The organism is Streptomyces melanosporofaciens, assembly GCF_900105695.1.
In the GTDB taxonomy this organism is placed as follows: Bacteria; Actinomycetota; Actinomycetes; order Streptomycetales; family Streptomycetaceae; genus Streptomyces; species Streptomyces antimycoticus.
On the sequence record NZ_FNST01000002.1, the window covers coordinates 7,010,761 to 7,030,171 of the forward strand.

Genomic DNA, 19,411 nt, shown 5'->3' on the forward strand with positions numbered 1-19,411 from the left:
GTCCATGATCTTCACCGACCGGGTGGACGCCGGGCGGCGCCTCGGCGAGGCGCTGCGTCCTTTGGGCGACGCCGAACCGGTCGTGCTCGGGCTGCCACGGGGCGGGGTGCCGGTGGCCTTCGAGGTGGCCCGGACGCTCCATGCGCCGCTGGACGTGATCATCGTCCGTAAGCTCGGCGTCCCCTTCCACCGGGAGCTGGGGTTCGGCGCCATCGGCGAGGGCGACGTACGGGTCGTCCATGAGGCGATCGTCCGGATGAGCCGGGTCGACCGGGAGGACCTCGCCGAGGTGGAGCGGACCGAGCGGGAGGAGCTGGCCCGCAAGGCACAGCGGTTCCGCCGGGGCCGCTCGCGGGTCCCGGTCGAGGGCCGGACCGTGATCGTCGTGGACGACGGCATCGCGACCGGCGCCACGGCCCAGGCCGCCTGCCGGGTCGCACGGGCCCAGGGCGCCGCCCGGGTGGTCCTCGCCGTGCCGGTGGCGCCGCCGGACGCGGTCACCACGCTGCGCGAGGACGCGGACGAGGTGGTGGCCCTCTCCACCCCCTCGGACTTCGCGGCGGTGGGGGAGTGGTACGAGGACTTCTCCCAGACCGCGGACGACGAGGTGGTGGACTTGCTGTCCCGGTCGACTGGAGAGACGGGTGAGGCGCATCCTGGAAAGTGACGCAGGAGGTGATCGCGATGGAGACGATCGTGGGATGCGACATTCAGATGGAATTCCGTGAGATCGGTCCGCTGACCGAAGCGGTCGTCCGGCTGAGGATGCACGACGGCACGGAGATGCTGGCTCAGGGCCGTGCCAACCGCAATCCCGAGGACCCGTCACAGCCGAGGGTCGGCGAGGAGATCGCGGCGGCGCGGGCACTGACCAATCTGGCGCACCGGCTGATCGGCAAGGCAGGTGGCGACATCGAGGAAGTCACCCACTCCAAGGCACATTTGTTGATCTGAGGCCCGTTGAGGCGCAGGGCCGTCCGCCGCGGTGGTCCACCGCGGGCGGGGGCTCATCTGCGCATGCGCGCGTCCCCGTATATCCGCCGTCCGGACGCCCGGCCGTTCAGGGGCGCCCGAGGGTGAGCCGCTGGCCCGGGCGGATCACATCCGGGTCGGCGCCGATCACCCGGCGGTTGATCTCGTAGAGCCGCTCCCAGCCGCCCGCCACGTTCTCGGTGTCCGCGATCGCGGAGAGGGTGTCGCCGTGGACGACCGTGTACGAACCGGCCTGAGGCTGAGCCTTGGCCGGGGGCTCGGGCACGGCCTTCGGGACGATGAGGAGCGGCTGCGCCGTGGAGTGCGTGACGGTGGTGACGGCCGGGGTGGGCGAGGAGGGTGCGGCGGCTGAGGCGGCGTTCGCCTGGCTGATGCCGATGAGCGGCAGGGCGACGCCGGCGCCGCCCGCGGTGATCGCGAGCGAGGCGCGGGAGACACGGTGGGGCCGGGGCCGGCGATGACGTCCTCGAGCGGCCATGGAGTCCTTCTTCCTGTCCTGGTACGGCAGTTGGCAACTGCGATGGCTGCCGAACAGTAATCCCACGGTTCTGGCTGGGACAAGACGTTCTGATGTTTGCGGTGGAGAATCCCATGTGAGGAATTGGCGCGCTGATGCGCTCAATGTGCCCGGACATAAGAGCCTTCAGGAGGGGAAGGGAGACCGAAGGGGGACGCACAGGAGGCATCGGGGCGCCCGACCTCGCGGCGGTCCCCGGCAGACGGCTGACCTCGGGAGGTCGCTCATGAGTCAACGCAACGGCTCGACTGCTCGGCGTAGGACGACATCGCGGTCCCGCTCGCTCCGGCCACCGGTCTTATGCGCGCTGCTGGTCGGCGCACTGGCCACGGTCACCGCGTGCGGCAGCGACACCGGGGACGGGGACTCCGCACAGCGCGCCTCGTCCGTCACCTCCGCCTCCTCGGCCGCACCACCCTCCTCCCCTTCGGTCGACTCCGCCGGCACATCCGAAGGCTCACGGAACGAGCGGCCCGCCTCGCACACCGCGCAGTCCCCTCCGCCCTCGGCGCACCCCGCCCCCTCGCATGCGTCCCCCTCGCAGCCCGCCGCCGCCTCCGGTGCGCGCCGCGTCTGCTCCAAGACGCAGTTGACGCTGGCGGCCGGCCGGGTGGATGTGGGAGCCGGGAATGTGTATCTGCCCCTGGTGTTCACCAACAAGGGCTCGACGACCTGCACTCTCACCGGATATCCCGGTGTCTCTCTGCTCGATTCCACCGACGCGGCGATCGGCGCCCCCGCCACCCGGCGCGGCCCCACGCACTCTCCGATCTCCCTGCCGCCCGGCGGCAGCGCCTCCGCCGCCCTGCACACGCTGAACGAGGGCATGACCGACACCCCGTGCCGGCGCGCCGCCGCGCGGATTCGTGTCTATCCGCCGGATTCCTTCGACGCGATGAAGATCTCGGCGCGGTCGTTCCGGGCGTGCGGAGGTGTCTTCGAGGTCGAGGCGATGCGGTCCGGAACGGGTGGATGACACCGGCATATCAGGGCGTTCCCCGGCGTGCCGACGTGTCCGAAAATCTTGACAAGGCGGGCGCCGACTGGCCGTGTTCACCCTTTCGCAATCAATAGGGGGTAGGCCACCATGGGGATGCCGCAAATGAGCCGGTAGGGAGCGTCCGGAGGGGGACCGTGTCATGGAGCGAGTCGCGACCGAGGTCGAGACGGAGCTACTGGACCTTTCGGGGGCGACACTCGAAGACCTCGAGCGGCACGAGGGGCTTTCCGCGGTGACGGAGCGGCTGCTGGACATCGTCCAGTTCCCGCCGACGGTCGCCGGTAACTCCTCGTCTACGAACCAGTGCTGAGTTGAGGGTCACGGTGACGTCCTCCGGCGTTCGGGGAGGCGCCCATCGTTTATCGGCGGAGTGTTTCGCCGAGTTGGCTCGGGGTTCGGGGGGTTCATCGGCCGTGGCCGAGCTGAGATCGGGACAGCGCAGCCGGGCCATGCTGCTGCTGCGCGCCTTGGTGGACATCGCGTCCGAGCACCCCGCCCTGCCCGGCCCCCTTCCTCCGTCCCGGGACGCCTGGCAGCTGCTGGTCCGGGCCGAGCGCCGCTCCCCGGCCGCTGTGGAGACCCTGCTGCTGCACCCTCCGGTAGGGGTGTGGCTCAACCGCTGTCTGCGCAGGCTGCGCGGTCTGGAATCGGGGGATGGCCCGCTGTGGAGCGCGGTGGGCTATCTGCATGCCACAGCCGCCTCGGCCGCTCTTCTCGCCGGAATCGACTTCCGCATCACCGTCCCGGTAGGCGACGGCGGGGTGATGCTGCCCGCTCTGGGAATCGCCCGCATTCCGGACGGGGCCGAAATCGCCGAAGTCGTCGTGGCCGAGGGAAAGGCGACAGTGTTATGCGGCCCGCATTCGGTGACACCACCCGCCGATTTCTCTGCGGAGGCCCCGGGTTGGCACGGTTTGCGGCGGCTGAGCGGAGAACACCTGGGGATTGTCTGCTCACCCTTTGTCGACGACATCGATCCCTATCGCGATTTTTTCCGCAGCAGACCCCCGGAGCGCCTCACCGACGAGGAGCGGGAGGACTGGCAGGAACGGTTCGACGGCGCCTGGCGGCTGGTCTGCCAACAGTCCAATGTGGATCCGAGCGGAATCGGTGCTTCCCTGTCCTCCGTCGTGCCTGTGCCGTATCTCTCCTGGCCCGAACCGTTCAGCGCCTCATCGCCCGAGGCATACGGCTGTGTGCTGCTCAACGGGGCCACGGACCCGCTGACCCTCGCCGCGGCGCTGGTGCACGAGGCCCAGCACATCAAACTCAGCGCCCTGATGGACCTGGTGCCCCTGATAGAAGGGGGCCTGGAGGAGATCCACTACGCGCCCTGGCGGCTGGATCCGCGACCGCTGCGCGGGCTCCTCCAGGGGGTGTACGCGTTCATGGGCGTGACCGGATTCTGGTGGGACCGGGTGCGGCGCGCCGAGCCCGGACCGGCTCGGGAGAGCGCCGCGTTCGAGTTCGCGCTGCGGCGGGCACAGACCGCCTCGGGGTTGCGCACGCTCCTCGCGCATGCCGAACTGACTCCCAGGGGCGAGGAGTTCCTCCACCGGCTGGAGGGCCGGCTGGCCTTATGGCTCGCGCAGCGGGTGCCCTCCGTACCGAAGCGCCTGGCGTCCGATCTGATTGACGATCACCGGCTCGTCCACCGCATGCGCCACCTGTCGAGCGACCCGGAGCGGACCGCGCAGTGGGCGAGGGCATGGCGGGAGCGGTCCGACCCTCCGCGGGAGCTGCCCGCGACCTCGGTCGTGCCGACCCGTCCCGGGGCACTGGCGCGCCCGGCGCTCGCCCGGCACCGGCTGGGGGACCCGGCGGGGTTCACCCGGCTGTACGAGGGTGCGGAAGCGGGGGTCCCACCGGGCGACGAGGCCCCGGACCGGGCCGACCTCGACTGGGCCGCGGGGAACACCGAGGCCGCGCTGCGCGGCTTCCAGAACCGGCTGGACGCGGACCCGGAGGACATCGAGGCGTGGGCAGGGCTCGCGCTCGGCCTACCGGACGGCCCGGCCAGGACGACGCTGCTGAGCCACCCCGAGCTGGTTCTCGCCGTGCACCGGGGAGTGCGCACCGCGCATGGCGAGGGCCCCGATCCATTGGCTCTCGCACGATGGATCGGGACGCGCACGCATCGATGAACGGCCGGTGGGGCGGGCCGTCCGCGCGGCGGGACGGCCGGGTCAGACGGCCGTGGCCTCCACATCGCAGTCCGCCCGGATGCCCCGGGCCGCCGCGACCGTCGCCGGATGGCCGGCCGTCAGCACCCGGCGCATCCGGCCGAGCGCGTCCTGGTGCAACTCCTCCGCCTGCCTGCCCTCGCCCAGCGCACGCAGATCCCCCGACAGATTGACCGCACACGCGAGGGTGGTGGGATGGTCCTCACCGAGCTTGGACCGGCAGGTCGCCAGGGTCTCGGTGTCCAGCTCGTGGGCCTCCTGGTAGTCCGCGAGCGTGTAGTGGTCGCTGGCCATGTTGATGGCGCAGGTCAGCGCCACGGGATGGTCGGCCCCCAGCTGCTCGACGAGCACCGGCAGGGTCTCCTTGTTCAGTACGAGCGCCTCATCGGTCTCGCCCAGCAGCCTCAGGGTCACCGCGAGGTCGACCGCGGCGCTCAGGGTCGCCGGATGCCGTTCCCCCAGGGCGACGCGCATGTCGTCAAGGCACTTGCGGCCGAGCTCACGGGCGCCTTCCAGATCGGCGGTCTGCCGCAGATCCATCGACAGGTTCAGGGCCGTCGTGGTGATGTTGATATTGGGTTCGGTATAGCGCAGCCGATAGCGCTCCAGCACCTCTCGGCTGAGGTCCAGGGCGCCCTCGTGGTCGCCCGCCTTGCGGCGCGCCACGGCGAGATTGCGCAGGGCGTAGACACCGACCGGAGCGTTCTGCGGCAGCACCCGGCGGACGCGGGCACAGGTCTGCTCCAGCATGTCGCGGGCGGCCAGGTACTCCCCGCTCTCGCGGACATCGATGGAGAGATTGGCCTCCACCAGAATGGTGAGCAAGGCGTCCTCGCCGAGCACCAGACCGGCGGTGCGCCGTGCCTCCTCGTCCATCTGCCGGGCCTGTGCGTAGTTCCCCGTCGCGCGCAGCGCCACGGCGTAGTCGTTCGCCGCGCCGATGGAGTACGGGTCCTCGTCCCCGAAGAGCCGCAGGGTCCTGTTCCAGCGGTTCTTCTCCAGCTCCACGTAGCGCGCGTAGTCGCCCTGGTAGCGGGTGTCGACGGCGACCGCGCCCTGAGTCACCAGGGTGTTCTCGTGGTCGTCGCCCTCGCTGGCGCGCTGCAGCTCCAGCGTCCGGCGGTTGAGCTCGCGGGCCTCCTTGAAGTGGCCGAGGACGGTCAGGACATGGCCCAGGGTCCGGGAGACGGCCAGCGTCTCCGGACTGTCCTCACCGAGTGTCTCGACCCAATTGCGGCGCACCTGGTTACCGAGTTCCAGCGCACCCTCGTGGTCCCCCCAGATAAAGAGGAAACGCACCAGATTCCGCACCATCTGCCGCACCCATTTGTCATCGCACTCCATCGCGCGCGAGGCCCGGACATGGGAGAGGAGGTCGGCGTACCGCCCCCAGTTCGGGGGAGCGACGTCGTTGGGGTCGCCGAAGGCCAGCAGCACATGGGCGCTGTGCCGCATATCCGCCTGCTGCTGCGTGGACATCTGGCCGATCAGCACGGCCTGCACCAGCCGGTGCATTTCGATCGTGTTGCTGCGGTGATTGATTTTGATCAGCGCGTAGCGGTTGATCTCACGGATCGCGTGGCCGAGCTTGATGGGGTCCTGCAGCACCTCCGACAGCTCGGGGGAGAGGGACACCCCGCGCACGCCGGAGAAGAGCCGCCGGGAGATCGGCTCGGGCGCGAAGAACGAGCACATCTGCAGGAGTTGGAGCGCACCGGGATGGGTTTCGGCCAGTCGGCGCAGCGACATGTTCCAGGCGGCGGCGACCGGTTCGGGGTAGTCCACCGGAACGCCCGCCGCCAGCAGCTCGTTACGGCGGGTGGAGACATCGGCGCGCTCGTCCTCGAACACCTGAAGGTATTCGTCGACCGGCATACCCGTTTCGGTGAGCCAGGCCGCCGCCTGCTCGATGGCCAGCGGAAGGTCCCCCAGGGCGTCGGCGACCCGGTCCGCCTGGTCGCGCGGCAGCTCCGGCCCCCGGCGGCGCAGCAGCTCGATGCTCTCCTCCCGCTCGAAGACGTCCACTTCGACGGTGCGGGCGGCGCGCGACCACTGTGCGTTCCTCGAGGTGACCAGGATCCGGCCCGGCCCGCCCGCGGGGAAGAACGGCCGTACCGTCTCCAGTTCCTCGGCGTTGTCGAAGACCAGCAGCCAGTTGCGGCACGGGCGTCCGGTCCGGAGCGCGTCGAGTACGCTCGGCACGGCCGTGTTGGCCTCCATGCCCGCACGCAGTCCGAGCCGGTCGGCGAGCTGCACCAGCGCCTGGCGGATCTGCTCGGGGCGCTCCGCCGGGATCCACCACACCGCGTCGTAGTCTGCCGCGTGCTGATGGACGTACTCCAGTGCGATCTGTGACTTGCCCACCCCGCCCAGCCCGTGCAGGGCCTCCGGCAGCACGGCGGCGGTGCCCTCGCTCCTCAGCCGCTCGTGGAGAGTGTCGAGCAACGTCTGCCGCCCGGTGAAGTTGTTGTTCCGGGGCGGTACATTTCCCCAAATGGACGGGGGTTCCCCGGCCTGGCGCTCCTCCACGGCGGGCAGGGACCGGGCAGCGGTCACGGACACGAATGTTCCTCTCAGATGCTCCGCCGCCGAGCCCGGCGTGCCGTGCGCCGGCGGGGATGGTGAATCGTCGGCCTGGGACAGCGGGTCGGTTCGGGGAGTCGTGGAGTCAGTCATGGCAAGCGCCTCGGAGACCGCATATCTTCCCCTGTGTGATGCGTCTTCAACTGGATCGGGTCGGCTTTCCCCCGAGCGGGCGAGCGCCTGATGGGCCAGGACCAGGGCGCGAAAGGAGCGCGCACCCTCCAGGTACGGACCGGAAAGAGCCTGGTACACCTGTTCCTGAAGGCGGATGTACGGAAGCAGGCGCTCGGTCTTGGGAAGGTCGCGCACCGACCCGGAGGGGTGGTTGAGCAGGTCGCGGAGCATCAGCAGCGGCTTCCAGCGGCGGCCGAGCCGATCGAGGACGCTCCCGAGGATGTACAGCGACTCGTCCCGCATCCCGGCGGACAGCAGTAGTTCCCGCACCCCGTCGTGGAACTCGTAGCCGATGCCCGTCTCGTCCAGCGGGTCGGCGGTGCCCACCTTGCGCAGCAGTCCGCCCAGCAGAACCTCGGCCAGATCGCCCGGGCTGCCCTCCGGCTGGTGGATCCCCTGCACGAACTCCATCACGGGAATGTTCAACGGCGCGGCGGCCAGCCGGGACGCCAGCCGGAAGGCGCTCGGCGAGGCGGTGGCGCGGAACCGGAAGACGCGGTCCCAGGCGCTCGGTTCGGGCTCGGGCTCCCAGCGCTCGGCCGGCGCCCCGGGCAGCAGCGCCATCGTGTCGTCGCCGCGCGCCGACGGGCGGGCCACCAGCCGCGCCCAGTTGGCCATCCACCGCGCGTCCAGCTCCAGCACCGGGACCGGTGGTGCGCCGCCCGGCCAGGAACCGCCGTCCGCCCGCCGCCAGGTGCCATTGGGGGCGCCCGGTTCGGGGACCCGCACCCGCACCCGCTCCGGCGCCACCCCGGTGTGGTGCCAGCGGCCCTGGTGCAAGACATGCAGCACGGCGACCGAGGCATACCGCGCCCAGTGGGCCAGCGCGCGCTGGGCGCTCTCATCGGCCCAGGCCGCGCCGATGCCGTCGGTCAGCACCAGCACCGTCCGCTTGCCGCGCGGCGGCATCCCCTCGACCGGCGACCGGTCCTCGGGTAACGGATGGTCGGTGTTCAGCCGGTGCACCCGCACATCCCGGAAGGCGCCGGTGCGTCGCAGCACGGTGACCAGATGCTCGGCCGTCCGCCGCCACACCACCATCGAACTGCCGCTGTCCACCACCAGAACGGCGTCCATCCAGCGCTCGCGCACCGGCACACAGGCGGGCACCCACAGCCCCTCGCGCGCCGCGGACTCGGCCGTCGCCTCCTCGTCGATCTCCATCTCGACCAGCGAGGGCGAGGTGCGCTTGAGCGGCCGCAGCGCCCGGGACAGAGCGCGCTCGGGCAGCGGAGGCTCGGCGACGGACGCCCGGCGCGCGGGCACGAAGGCTTCCGCGACGGTCACCGGCTCCGCCTCACCGGGCGGTGCGGGGACACCGACCAGCTCCGCGGGGAGCGGCGGCTCCGCGACCGCGGGCCCGGCTTCGGGCTCGGCCGCGGGGTGCTCCCCCTCGCGGTCCTGCCGCGGCTCGTCGGACGGCTCGTCACCGGGCGGCGGGGCGTCCGCCTCCGGTGTCCCCGGGAGGGGTCCCGGGTCCGGCCGTCCGGGGCCGGGGTCCGTCTCGGCCTTGCAGACCGCCAGCCACACGGCGTCGGCAAGCTGCCGCCAGTCGAGGTCCCGAGGGGCGGGCCCGGCGGACCGGCCGCCTGGGTCATATGTCATGTCGAGCCTGCTGCACTGTCCAGCCGGTGCCAGACGGCCTGCAGTAGCTCCTCCCACTCGGGCCCCGGTACATGTGACTGGGCCGTCACCAGATACACCGCGTTGAGCAACTGGTCCGCGGCGAGGCCGCCTTCGCGCTCGCTGCGCTCGAGGAACATCTGGATCAGCTCCCGCGCGCGTGGATCGTCGGCCCGTCCCAGATGCGCGGCCACGATCGCGGCGAGCCGGTCCGCGTCCGGGTCGGGCAGCCGGAGCTGGAGACAGCGCCGCAGGAACGCGGGCGGGAAATCCCGTTCGCCGTTGCTGGTGATGATGACGACGGGGAAGGCGCTGCAGCGCACCCGACCCGAGGCGATGACGGTACTGCGCTCCGGATCGTCGGTGAGGACCGATACGGCCGGGCGGCGTCGGCGGATGCGCACCAGCTCGGGAATGGAGTACTCGCCGGCCTCGAAGATGTCGAGCAGATCATTGGGCAGATCGATATCGCTCTTGTCGAATTCGTCGATGAGCAGGACGCGCGGCAGACGGTGCGGGAGCATCGCCGTGCCCAGCGGGCCGAGTTGGAGGAAGTCGCCGATGTCCTCCGGTCCGGGTTCGTGCGTGTCCCCCTCCGACGCCTGTCCGGCCGCGGCGGCGTGCACACGGCCGACGGCATCGTAGCCGTACAGCCCGGCCCGCAGGGTCGATCGCGTCGTGATCGGCCAGCGCAGCACCCGGCCCAGCCCCAGCTCCCTGCTGATGCGGTACGCCAGCGTCGACTTGCCGGTGCCCGGGCGGCCCGTCACCAGAAGGGGGCGCCTGAGGATCAGCGCCGCGTTGACGAGATCGGCCTCCTCGGGGTCGGAGCGCACGCCCAGGGGTGCCGCGCCCAGCCGCCGGGCGGTGTCCTGCTCGTCCTCCGGCGGCGCCGGGGGCTCGGTCGGGGTGTCGTCCCGATCCGATAACGCGCCGGGCCCGCCGTCGCCGTCGGGCGGGCAGGCCGAGACCCCGCCGAAGGTGCGCCACGGGGGCGGCGGCGGAAGGATCTCCTCCAGGCTTACGTCGTGGAGCGGGCGCCCGGTGCCCTGGTAGATCCACCAGGGGCGCGGTATCCCGGACGGCAGGGCTCCGGAGGCGGAACCCGAGTCCTGGTGGACCCGTCCGTTGTGGCGCCGCGCAGGCTCTCCGTCGCTCATCGACCACCTACCCCGTCGTCCGGCCCCGTCATGCGCCCAAGAGGTTCCACAGGTCGGGTTGGGTCGTCCCAAACGAGCACCACATGTTGCCCGAGGTGATGCTCCCCCTCCGCGGAGCCGATCGTATGGGCGTCCAGACGTAACTCTGTCACGGCTTCACGGAGCCGTGCCAGGTTCCCGCTTGGCTCGGCCTGTTTTTGTCTCAGTTGCTGGACGAAGCCGGGGTCACGGGGCGTCCGGCCGTCCCAGGCGATCACCGGGATCCCGGCCCGCCAGGCGGTCAGCACCTCCGAGTTCCCCTCGGGGTGGCCCCCGGGGGCGAGTTGAGGATCAGGGCGACCACCTGAGGATCGACCTTGAGCCGGGCGAACAGGGCGCGGGTGTCGCCGGAGCGCGGGCTGTCCGGGTCCTCGCCGTCCACGACGAGCTGCTTGGCACGCTCGGGCTGCTGGTCGAAGACGTTCCAGCGCTGCTTCCACTGGCGGTGCCAGCGTCTGGTCCGGCTTCGCTCCAGGCTCCGTACGACCACCGGATAGTCCATGTACAGCGGGGTGGGCATCTCGCTGTCGAGCTCCAGACGCCAGCGGTGGACCGGCAGATTCAGGTCATCCGGGCCGAGCATGAACTCGATGTGGATCGCCCCGGCGTCGTCCCACTCCTCGGCGGCCTCGTACACCAGCTTCTGGACCGCCCGTTCCGCGGTCTCCGAGGTGACCTGGGTGACCGGGCCGCGGGCCGGATGCCAGCCGGTCGGGTCGTACTGATGCCAGGACGAGAGCTCGTAGCACCCGGCCTCCTCCTGGGGCAGCAGCCGGATCACCAGATAGGCGTCCACCGGCCCGGCCGGGGCGGCATGCCCCACCTGCTGCCGCAGCGACCGCAGCTGTGGTGTCAGGCCCAGCTCCCGGGCCTGCTCATCGGCCCATTCGCGCAGCGCGTCGGCCCGCTGCAGCGGACGCGCCGCCGCCGCGAGGTACTCCACGAGGGCGAGCCCCGGCGGCAGCCCGCCCGGCTGCGCGTTCATCCGGCTCAGCACCTCGAAGGCGTGCCAGGGGCTGGTGACCGCCGGGATGTCCTGCAGTGGGCCCGCCGCCGTACGGCACAACTGGCCCAACTGCTCGATCTCCAGCTCCTCCAGCAGCGACCGCAGCTTCGCGGCGGCGGTCTCGGGGAGTGCCGGACGGGCCGTCATCTGCTCCATGACCGAGTCGAGCCGCATCATGGCGTCCTCGTCGGCCGCCGCCATCACCGCGAGGGACGCGCGTAGCGCGTGCATGATCCGCACGTTTTCCAGGCATTCGCGGGCCAGCTCCACCAGGAAGTAGTCGGTCACCCGGTGGACGCGCACGGGAACGCTGGTCATCTCCAGCTCCATGGCGACCAGATCCAGACACAGCGTGCGCAGATCCGGATCCGTCAAACAGCGGAACTCCTTCAACGCCGTGACGAGGTTGCCGACCGATTTCAGGCCACCTTCCCCCATGGCCGCCATGCTGTGCCCTCCCCCGAGGCCGCATCACCGGTCCCCGCCGCCGATGATCCCGCCGGAGACCCTGCCACACACGGGCACCAACCGCTCGGACTCCGGGACAACTTGTTTTCCCCGCAAGTTCCGCCTGACACCCCCTGGGTGAGTATGTCCACGGCACCGTCCCCGCCCCCGGCGGGCCCCGCCGCGGTGGGGGCACGTCCCGGTGGTGGATCGGGGGAGCAGGTGCCCGTGGGGCGGAGGGCGGCCCTCCCCAGGGGGCCACCTGGACGATTCCATCGACCGGACGTGCGGGACGCCCTGCCGCCGTGGCCCGGGGAACGTGCGGGATCCGCGCGCGGGCGGCCCGGGGTTCGGCACCCGCCGGGCCGGGAGGGTGAGGAGGGTCACTCCAATCCGAGCTCCTCGATGCGCCGGGCGAGTTCGGCGGCCGCCGGATCGTCCGGGGCGAGCACCGCGACCACCTCCACCAGCTCGCCCATCGCACGCCGTGCCTCGCAGGTGCGCAGCAGGGACAGGGCCTCCGCACGGCTCCCCGACTGACGGCCCACCGCCGTGCCCACGGTGGGCAGCTCGTCGAGCAGCTGCTGCCAGCGGGCGGGGGAGGTCATCCCGGACACGGCCAGCAGCGTGTCCGCGAGACCGCCGAGGTCACGGATCGTCAGCCTGCGCCGCCGGGGTGCTTCGGGCTGCGTTTCGGCGGCGACCGACCGTGTGGTGGTGGCGAGCGACGGCATACCGGTCGCGAAGGACCGCGTCTCGGCGGTGCGGGACCGACTCTCGGCGGTGAGCGGCTGGGCCACCGGGGCGTCCGCCACCGCCGGGGCGTCCGCCGCCACCGGGATCCGGCCGATCAGTTCGAAGGCGAAGGCGGCCGCGTGCCGGGAGGCCACCGGCTGCCAGCGCTCGTCATGCGCCTCGCCCTTGTCCCCGAGCAGATCCGAGATGCCGCGGATCACCAGCGCGTCCAGCTGCTGATTGACGTACGCGCCCGCGAGAAAGCCGAAGCCCTCCATGTCCACCGCGAGCGCGTCACCCGCACCGGCCGCGAGCCTGAGCCCGGCGTCCGAGCGGTGGTGTGCCACCACCCGTCCGCCCGCCGCGAGGGGTTTCACATGGGCACGGGGGCGTGGCGCGTCGTCCCCCGGGCGGATCCGCCCCTGCCACCCGTCGCCCGCCGCCACCAGCCGGGCCAGCTGCACCAGTCCGTAGGCGGACTGATGGGTCTTCTGCCGGGGCAGGAACCCCGACTCGGTGTCCTTACCGGTCTCGTAGTCGTACACCGCGTCGGCGGCCACCACATCGCCCAGCGCGACGTCCTTACGGCCGCCCGCGACCCCCACGAACAGCACCGCCCGGGGCGCGAAGAGCGCCGCGGCCCGCTCGACCGAGGCCGCGGCGCCCGAATTCCCCGGACCCGTCATATGGATGGCGACCGTCCGCTCGCCGGATCCGGCGCGGAACACGCCCAGTTCGAACAGCGCGCCCCGCTCCGCCCTGACCGGGCGCGGCTCCTCCAGATGGGCCCGGACCGCCCGGTACTCGACCTCCAGCGCGGTCAGGACCACCACATCGGCCCGCGCCGTCCCGCCCTTGCCCTCAGCGCCCATGGATCCCCCCTAGGACAGCTTCCGCCGACACCTTACGGATGCGACGCACCCTATGGTTCTCAGACGCACCCTGTGGTTCTCATGCGTCAGGGCCGGTGCAGATCCGCGTACAGCACGATCTGCACCCCCAGGACGGTGATCAGCGCCACTTCCGCCACCGACACCGCGAGCAGCACCGCCCGCACCGGCTCCGAGGCCCAGTACACGACGAGGGCGGCGATCGGCGCCACCGTGAACAGCAGCAGATCGGCCGCCAGTTGCAGCCGCTTGCGGGAGATCCGGCGGCCGTCGTCGCGGTGGGCCCGCTCCCAGCCGAACACCGGTGGCCGGCCCGGCACGAGCGCCGCCAGCCGGGGCCCCAGATCCTCCCGGACGTACCGCCCGATGGCCGATATTTTCTCGTCGTTGACCAAATACGCCCAGCCCAGCAGGGCCGATGCCGGGGGCAGCAGCAACAGCAGCTCCGGACGTCCATGGCTCTGGAGGGAGAAGGTGATGATGGCCGCCATCGCGGCGAGTGTCGCGTAGAGCAGATTGTCGCGGAACCCGATCCGCGCCCGCTGCTCCTCCTTCACCTGCTCGTACTCCAGGATCAGCAGCCTGCCCGTGACCGCTTCGCCCTCGGCGCTGTTGTCTCGCGTCACCGTTGCCCCCTCCGCGACCGATGACCGGCCCCCCTGTGACCGGCCCCCTGGTGACTGTTTCCGCCCCTACGCCTGGTCCATTCCCCTACGCCTGGTCCATTCCGTACGCCCGCAACTTCCGGTACAGCGTGGCCCGGCCGATGCCCAGGGACTCGGCGGCCCGCACCTTGTTGTCCCCGTGGCGGCGCAGCGCCTCCAGGATCGCCGTGCGCTCCGCCCGTTCTATGCCACTCAGACGGCGGGTGGCCGGTGGCACCCGGAGTCCGTACGGCAGCTCCTCGCGCCGCACCGGTCCGGTGGTACGGCGGCGCTCGGCCACCTCCCGTACGACATGGGCGAGTTCGGTGACATTGCCCGGCCAGGTGTGCTGCTCCAGCGCCCGGCGCGCGTCCAGGCTCCAGGTCAGCGGGGGACGTCCGGGGGAGGGGCGCCGGGCGAGGCCCGCCAGCAGCGCCGGGATGTCCTCGACGCGCTCGCGCAGCGGCGGCAGCGTCACCGACCGGGCCGAGAGGATGTCCAGCAGCCGGCTCAGACACGGACCGGTCGGCGCACCCGGGGTATGCGTCGCCACCAAGGGCACCGCGGGTCGCTCCTCCAGCAGTGAGAGCAGCGCGGCCACATCGGACTGGCCCAGCCGCTCGGCGTGGCGCAGGAGCAGCGGCGGGGCGCCGCCGTCCCCCTCCGCGAGCTCGCGGCACCAGCTCGGCACCTCACCGGCCACCTGCTCGGCGGCGTCCACCAGACGCGGTGCGGCCGTGCCCCGGCGGCCGAGCAGGGCACGGGCCAGCGCGGTCTTGCCCACCCCCGCCTCGCCGATCAGCAGCAGCGGCTCCGCGGCCCGCGCCAGCTCCGTCGCCCGGGAGACGGCCACCCGCCAGGGCGGGGACGTGCCCTCGAGCCCCGGGAGCCGGTCAGGGCCCGGCCGCTCCGCCGCCCGCGCCCGCGGGGCCGCCGGGCATACCGTGGCGACGGCCCCGATGACCTCGCCCCCGTGCACCACGCGCGTCATCCTTACGGTGAGACCGGCGCCGTCCGGTACGGCGATCTCCTCCGGTGTCCCGGAGTGCGCGCCCTCCGGCCCGGCGTCCGCGTCCCTGAGGAGGGCCGTGGCATGCCGTTCCAGCCGCGCCAGCGTCTCGTGCGACAGCAGCCGCGCGGCCTCCGGGCTGACGAGGCGGCTGCTGCCGTCGAGCACCACCACGGCCGCCCCGTCGGCCCGCTGACGCAGATACGCGTCGAGCAGCACCCGCTCCGGCGGGCGCGTCCGGCCCAGCAGCTCCGTCTCGATCGCGTGTGCGGCGGCCTCGGCGATGGCCGTGCCCGGGTGGGCGGCGCGGCCCTCGCCCAGCGGGGCCACCACGGTGATGGTGCCGGCCGGGCGGCCCGCCGTCGGCTCGTACAGCGGCACGCTGACCGCCCACACCTCCTGCCACAGGTCGAGGAAGTGCTCCGGGCCGTGGACCTCGGCCCGGAGCCCCGTGCGCAGCGCGAGCGCGGCGCTGTTGTGCCCGACCGCCTTCTCCGACAGATCGAGACCGGTCACATCGGCGGACGTGCCGGTGTAACGGCCGCCGCCCGACCACAGCGCGCGGCAGCGTGAGTCGACGAGCACCAGCCCCATCTCACCGCTCAGCGCGGGCGCCACGCGGTCCAGCGCGGGGCGCGCCGCGGCCAGCAGCGGTGATTCCTCGGGCGGCCGGACCCTGGGCGGGGCCACCAGATCGCGCGGTACGCCGAAGAACCGCGCCCGCCGCCAGGCTTCGGCGAGCTCCTCGGGGACCCCGTCGCCCGGCGGCCGTCCGCTGAGGAACCGGTCGCGCGCCCGGCGCAGCGATGAGAGGGCCGAGTCGGCGGGGGTGTCGTCGATGGTCGTCACAGCCCCTCCACCGTATACGTCGCCGGTGTTTCGAAATGAGACACCTCGGGGCCCGGGTATTGGAACAAGATCACCAATGGTCGATCGCCGGTCGTGAGGAGATCGCCGGTCGGCGTCGCCCATTGCCGGTCGCCGGTCGCCGGTCGCCGGTTGCCGGTTGCCGGGAGACTGCCCGTCGCCGGGAGACCGGCGATCGTCAGGAGATCGCCCATCACCCGGAGAGGAGCCCTTCAGCAGTGGAGACCGTCGAGACCGACGTACTGGTCGTGGGCAGTGGCCCCGCCGGAGCCGCGACGGCGCTCGCCCTGAGCACCTACGGCGTGTCCAACGTCATGGTCACCCGGTACGGCAGCCTGGCGGACACGCCCCGCGCGCACATCACCAACCAGCGCACCATGGAGGTGCTGCGCGACCTCGGCGTCGAGGACCAGGTCACCGCCCAGGCCACGCCGCAGCCGCTGATGGGGAACACCGTCTTCTGCACCAGTCTCGCGGGCGAGGAGCTGGGACGGCTGCGCTCCTGGGGCAACGACCCGCTCGTCCAGGCCGCGCATGAACTGGCCAGCCCCAGCCGGATGTGCGACATGCCCCAGCACCTGATGGAGCCGGTGCTGGTGAACGCCGCCGTCTCCCGGGGCACCGCGCTGCGCTTCCACACCGAGTACCTCTCCCACGAGCAGTCGGACGACGGCGTGACCGCGCTGGTCGAGGACCGACTGCGCGGGGACACCTACCGCGTGCGGGCCCGCTATCTGGTCGGCGCTGACGGCGGACGCAGCCGGGTCGTGGAGAACGCCGGGCTGCCCACGGTCGGCCGGATGGGTGTCGCGGGCAGCCTCAACATCGTCTTCGAGGCGGATCTCGCCCATCTGACCGCCCATCGCCCCTCCACGCTGTACTGGGTGCTGGCCCCGGGCGCGACGGTGGGCGGCATCGGCGCGGGCCTGGTGCGCTGTGTGCGCCCCTGGACCGAGTGGATGGTGGTGTGGGGCTACGACCTCGAGGCGGGCCCGCCGGACCTCACCGAGGAGTTCGCGCGGTCCGTGGTGCACCGGCTGCTCGGCGACGACACGATCCCCGTGCGCATCACCTCGACCTCCGCGTGGACCGTCAACCATCTGTATGCCGAGACCTACACCGACCGGCGGGTGCTGTGCGCGGGCGACGCCGTCCACCGCCATCCGCCGTCCAACGGGCTGGGCTCCAACACCTCCATCCAGGACGCGTACAACCTCGCCTGGAAGCTCAAGCTGGTCCTCGACGGCACGGCCGCCCCCGCCCTTCTGGACACCTACTCCGCCGAACGGGCGCCGGTGGGGCGGCAGATCGTCGAGCGGGCCAATCGGAGCATCGGTGAGACCGCGCCGGTTTTCGAGGCGCTGGGTGTGCTCGCCACCTCCGACACCGAGCAGATGTGGCGCAACGTCGACGCCCGTAAGGCCGCCACGCCCGAGGGCGCGAAGCAACGGCAGGGGCTGCGCGAGGCCATCGCGGCCAAGGTGTACGAGTTCAACGCGCACGGTGTGGAGATGAACCAGCGGTACGTCTCGGACGCCATCGTCCCCGACGGCACCCCCGACCCCGGTTTCGGCCGCGACCCCGAGCTGTACCACCAGCCCAGCACCCGCCCCGGCGCCAAGCTGCCGCACGCATGGGTCGTCCGGGGCCGTGAGCGGCTGTCCACCCTCGACCTCGGCGGCCACGGCCGGTTCACCCTCTTCACCGGCATCGGCGGCGACTGCTGGGAGGAGGCCGCCGAGGCGGCCCGTAAGGCGCTCGGCATCGAGCTCGTCACCGTCTCCATCGGCCCCGGCCAGGAGTACGAGGATCCATACGGCGACTGGGCCCGGCTGCGCGAGATCGGCGACTGCGGGGCCCTGATGACCCGCCCCGACAACCACATCGGCTTCCGCCACCCCGAAATGTCCCCGCGCGCGGGGGAGTTGCTGATCGGGGCACTACGGAAGATCCTCGGCCACGGCTGACACCCACCCCCCCGGCGCAGAGAGCCCGACCTGGGGCTCCATCATGGACGCGCCCACATCCCCAGAGAAACCGTTAGTGAGATGACTGCAATGCCCCTCGCACTGCTCCGGCGCATGCGCACCAAGCGTCCGGACCGCGGATCAGGACTCACGATCCCCCTGCCCGTGGGCGCCGGTGCCTTCAGCTGCGAGGTCCTGGACCCCGTCGGCCAGGCCTTGGGCGGCGTGGAGGTCACCGTCACCGAGACGCGTGGCGCCGCCCGTACGGTGGCCAAGGCCACCACCGATCCCCACGGCCTGTTCTTCGCCACGCTCGAACCGGGGCAGTACACCGTGCTGCTCACCGGAAGCGGGCTGCAGCCCAACCGCCTCACCGTCGACATCGCCCACGGCCGGAGCGAACCGCCCCGCCGGGTGCAGATGGAGCCCTCCCAGCAGCTTGAGCTTCCCCCGCCGGGCACCTGGCTCTTCGACCCGCCGCACACCGCGATCCGCTTCATCGCCCGCCACGTCGGCATGGCCAATGTGCACGGCCGCTTCACCCGCTTCCGGGGCGGCATCCACATCGCCGAGCGGATGGAGGACTCCCGCGTCGAGGTCGTCATCGACGCCTCCAGCATCAATACCGGCAACAACACCCGCGACAACCACCTGCGCTCGGCGGACTTCCTCGACGTCGAGAACTTCCCGGAGATCCACTTCGCCAGCAACCGCTTCACCTGGCGCAGCGGACCCAAGTGGACCCTCCAGGGCCCCCTCACCATGCACGGCGTCAGCCGCTCGGTGACCCTGGACACCACCTACCTCGGCGCCGTGAACGGCGGCTACGACCAGGAACTGCGCTGCGCCGCCCTCGCCACGGCGGAGCTGCACCGCGAGGACTACACCCTCAACTGGCGAAATATGCTCGCCCGCGGCATCGCCGTGGTCGGACCCACGGTCAAGCTGGAGCTCGACATCCAGGCGATGTACCGCAGCCACGACACGCCGACGCCGCCCGAATAGCCGCCATCCGGCGCCACTCGGCAGGCGCTGGGGCGGGCCCTGCGGCCCGCCCCAGCGTCGTATCGGATCACCTGTAGAAGATGGCGACACCACCGTGATGCGAGCACGCGCCCTGGTGGTGGGCGGCGTACGAGTAGGTCCCGTCGTTGCAGAGCGCTGTGGCACCGCTGCTCGATCCGCCCGTGCTGCTGGACGATCCCCCGGACGAGGAGCCGGACGACCCGCCGGATGACGACCCGCCGCCCCCGGAGCCCGACGAGGACGATCCGCCGGATGACGTGCCGACACCGCTGGTGGAGGAGGACGAGTCGTCCTCAGCGCTCTTCGTCGCCTTGGGCACGGGCTTCGGCTTCGCGGTGACGGTCTTGGTGACCGTCACGGTGGGAGCCGGTTCGGGAGTGTCCTTCACCCGGGCCGGCTTGGCCGTGACGGTGACCGTCACCTTGGGCGTGGGCTTGTCGCCGTCCGCCGCCTTCGCGTCCTCGCCCTGAGCCGACCCTATGCCGACTCCGGCGAAGAGCAGGATGGCCGCGATGGGGACGGCGACACGCTTGCGTGCCCATCTGGGG

At 71.8% G+C, this 19,411-nt stretch carries 16 protein-coding genes and 2 pseudogenes; 8 read left to right on the forward strand and 10 right to left on the reverse strand.

Annotated elements, in window-relative coordinates:
- Positions 1 to 4: 4 nt before the first annotated feature.
- Together BLV72_RS33320 and BLV72_RS33325 are read left to right on the forward strand one after the other, a co-directional pair.
- Positions 5 to 652 (forward strand): annotated as a pseudogene (locus tag BLV72_RS33320) (phosphoribosyltransferase); the annotation flags it as partial.
- Between the two features lie 32 nt (positions 653 to 684).
- Positions 685 to 954 carry a DUF1876 domain-containing protein gene (locus tag BLV72_RS33325; protein WP_059146202.1) on the forward strand — a complete coding sequence of 90 codons (270 nt, stop codon included), beginning with the start codon at positions 685 to 687 and terminating at the stop codon, positions 952 to 954.
- 106 nt (positions 955 to 1,060) lie between these two features.
- Here BLV72_RS33325 and BLV72_RS51175 read toward each other — a convergent pair whose 3' ends face one another.
- On the reverse strand, positions 1,061 to 1,471 hold the full coding sequence (locus tag BLV72_RS51175) for a LysM peptidoglycan-binding domain-containing protein (protein WP_093467014.1): 411 nt from the start codon (positions 1,469 to 1,471) through the stop codon (positions 1,061 to 1,063).
- Between the two features lie 265 nt (positions 1,472 to 1,736).
- Between BLV72_RS51175 and BLV72_RS33335 the strand changes: the two genes are divergently transcribed.
- The 3 genes from BLV72_RS33335 (at position 1,737) to BLV72_RS33340 (ending at position 4,654) form a co-directional block, all read left to right on the forward strand.
- The gene (locus BLV72_RS33335) at positions 1,737 to 2,486 is read left to right on the forward strand and encodes a DUF4232 domain-containing protein (protein WP_093467015.1); all 750 of its coding nucleotides are present in this window, start codon (positions 1,737 to 1,739) and stop codon (positions 2,484 to 2,486) included.
- 163 nt (positions 2,487 to 2,649) lie between these two features.
- The gene (locus tag BLV72_RS48195) at positions 2,650 to 2,820 is read left to right on the forward strand and encodes a hypothetical protein (protein WP_165449213.1); all 171 of its coding nucleotides are present in this window, start codon (positions 2,650 to 2,652) and stop codon (positions 2,818 to 2,820) included.
- Between the two features lie 103 nt (positions 2,821 to 2,923).
- The gene (locus BLV72_RS33340) at positions 2,924 to 4,654 is read left to right on the forward strand and encodes an HEXXH motif domain-containing protein (RefSeq protein WP_244321135.1); all 1,731 of its coding nucleotides are present in this window, start codon (positions 2,924 to 2,926) and stop codon (positions 4,652 to 4,654) included.
- Positions 4,655 to 4,696: 42 nt separating this feature from the next.
- Here the strand turns inward: BLV72_RS33340 and fxsT are convergent, their stop codons facing one another.
- The 8 genes from fxsT to BLV72_RS48200 form a co-directional block, all read right to left on the reverse strand.
- Entirely contained in the window at positions 4,697 to 9,055 is a 4,359-nt protein-coding gene (gene fxsT, locus BLV72_RS33345) for an FxSxx-COOH system tetratricopeptide repeat protein (RefSeq protein ID WP_093467018.1), read from the reverse strand.
- Positions 9,052 to 10,233: an AAA family ATPase gene (locus BLV72_RS33350; RefSeq protein WP_093467019.1), complete on the reverse strand. Its 1,182-nt coding sequence runs from the start codon at positions 10,231 to 10,233 to the stop codon at positions 9,052 to 9,054. Before BLV72_RS33350 ends, fxsT begins: the two co-directional genes overlap by 4 nt.
- A complete protein-coding gene (locus tag BLV72_RS52160) occupies positions 10,230 to 10,520 on the reverse strand; it encodes a VMAP-C domain-containing protein (protein WP_425288411.1) in 291 nt (96 codons plus the stop codon). Before BLV72_RS52160 ends, BLV72_RS33350 begins: the two co-directional genes overlap by 4 nt.
- Positions 10,514 to 11,653: a VMAP-C domain-containing protein gene (locus BLV72_RS33355; RefSeq protein WP_244321136.1), complete on the reverse strand. Its 1,140-nt coding sequence runs from the start codon at positions 11,651 to 11,653 to the stop codon at positions 10,514 to 10,516. Before BLV72_RS33355 ends, BLV72_RS52160 begins: the two co-directional genes overlap by 7 nt.
- A gap of 455 nt (positions 11,654 to 12,108) precedes the next feature.
- Positions 12,109 to 13,332 (reverse strand): phosphorylase family protein, encoded by a 1,224-nt coding sequence (locus tag BLV72_RS33360; RefSeq protein WP_093467021.1) that lies wholly within the window; start codon positions 13,330 to 13,332, stop codon positions 12,109 to 12,111.
- 86 nt (positions 13,333 to 13,418) lie between these two features.
- Positions 13,419 to 13,976, reverse strand: coding sequence for a hypothetical protein (locus tag BLV72_RS33365; RefSeq protein WP_093467023.1), 558 nt, complete (start codon positions 13,974 to 13,976; stop codon positions 13,419 to 13,421).
- Positions 13,977 to 14,061: 85 nt separating this feature from the next.
- Complete coding sequence (locus tag BLV72_RS33370) at positions 14,062 to 15,852, reverse strand: sigma-54-dependent Fis family transcriptional regulator (protein ID WP_093467024.1); 1,791 nt, start codon at positions 15,850 to 15,852, stop codon at positions 14,062 to 14,064.
- A complete protein-coding gene (locus BLV72_RS48200; RefSeq protein WP_167746438.1) occupies positions 15,849 to 16,064 on the reverse strand; it encodes a hypothetical protein in 216 nt (71 codons plus the stop codon). Before BLV72_RS48200 ends, BLV72_RS33370 begins: the two co-directional genes overlap by 4 nt.
- A gap of 24 nt (positions 16,065 to 16,088) precedes the next feature.
- On the opposite strand from BLV72_RS48200, the gene BLV72_RS33375 reads away from it, so the two are divergent.
- Positions 16,089 to 17,837: an FAD-dependent oxidoreductase gene (locus tag BLV72_RS33375; RefSeq protein WP_093467026.1), complete on the forward strand. Its 1,749-nt coding sequence runs from the start codon at positions 16,089 to 16,091 to the stop codon at positions 17,835 to 17,837.
- A 90-nt stretch (positions 17,838 to 17,927) separates the two neighbouring features.
- The gene (locus BLV72_RS33380; protein WP_093467027.1) at positions 17,928 to 18,842 is read left to right on the forward strand and encodes a YceI family protein; all 915 of its coding nucleotides are present in this window, start codon (positions 17,928 to 17,930) and stop codon (positions 18,840 to 18,842) included.
- Between the two features lie 67 nt (positions 18,843 to 18,909).
- On the opposite strand, the pseudogene BLV72_RS50350 reads toward BLV72_RS33380, so the two are convergent.
- A pseudogene (locus BLV72_RS50350) lies at positions 18,910 to 18,978 on the reverse strand (DUF3761 domain-containing protein); the annotation flags it as partial.
- Between the two features lie 10 nt (positions 18,979 to 18,988).
- On the opposite strand from BLV72_RS50350, the gene BLV72_RS50355 reads away from it, so the two are divergent.
- The gene (locus BLV72_RS50355) at positions 18,989 to 19,333 is read left to right on the forward strand and encodes a hypothetical protein (RefSeq protein WP_244321529.1); all 345 of its coding nucleotides are present in this window, start codon (positions 18,989 to 18,991) and stop codon (positions 19,331 to 19,333) included.
- Positions 19,334 to 19,411: the final 78 nt, after the last annotated feature.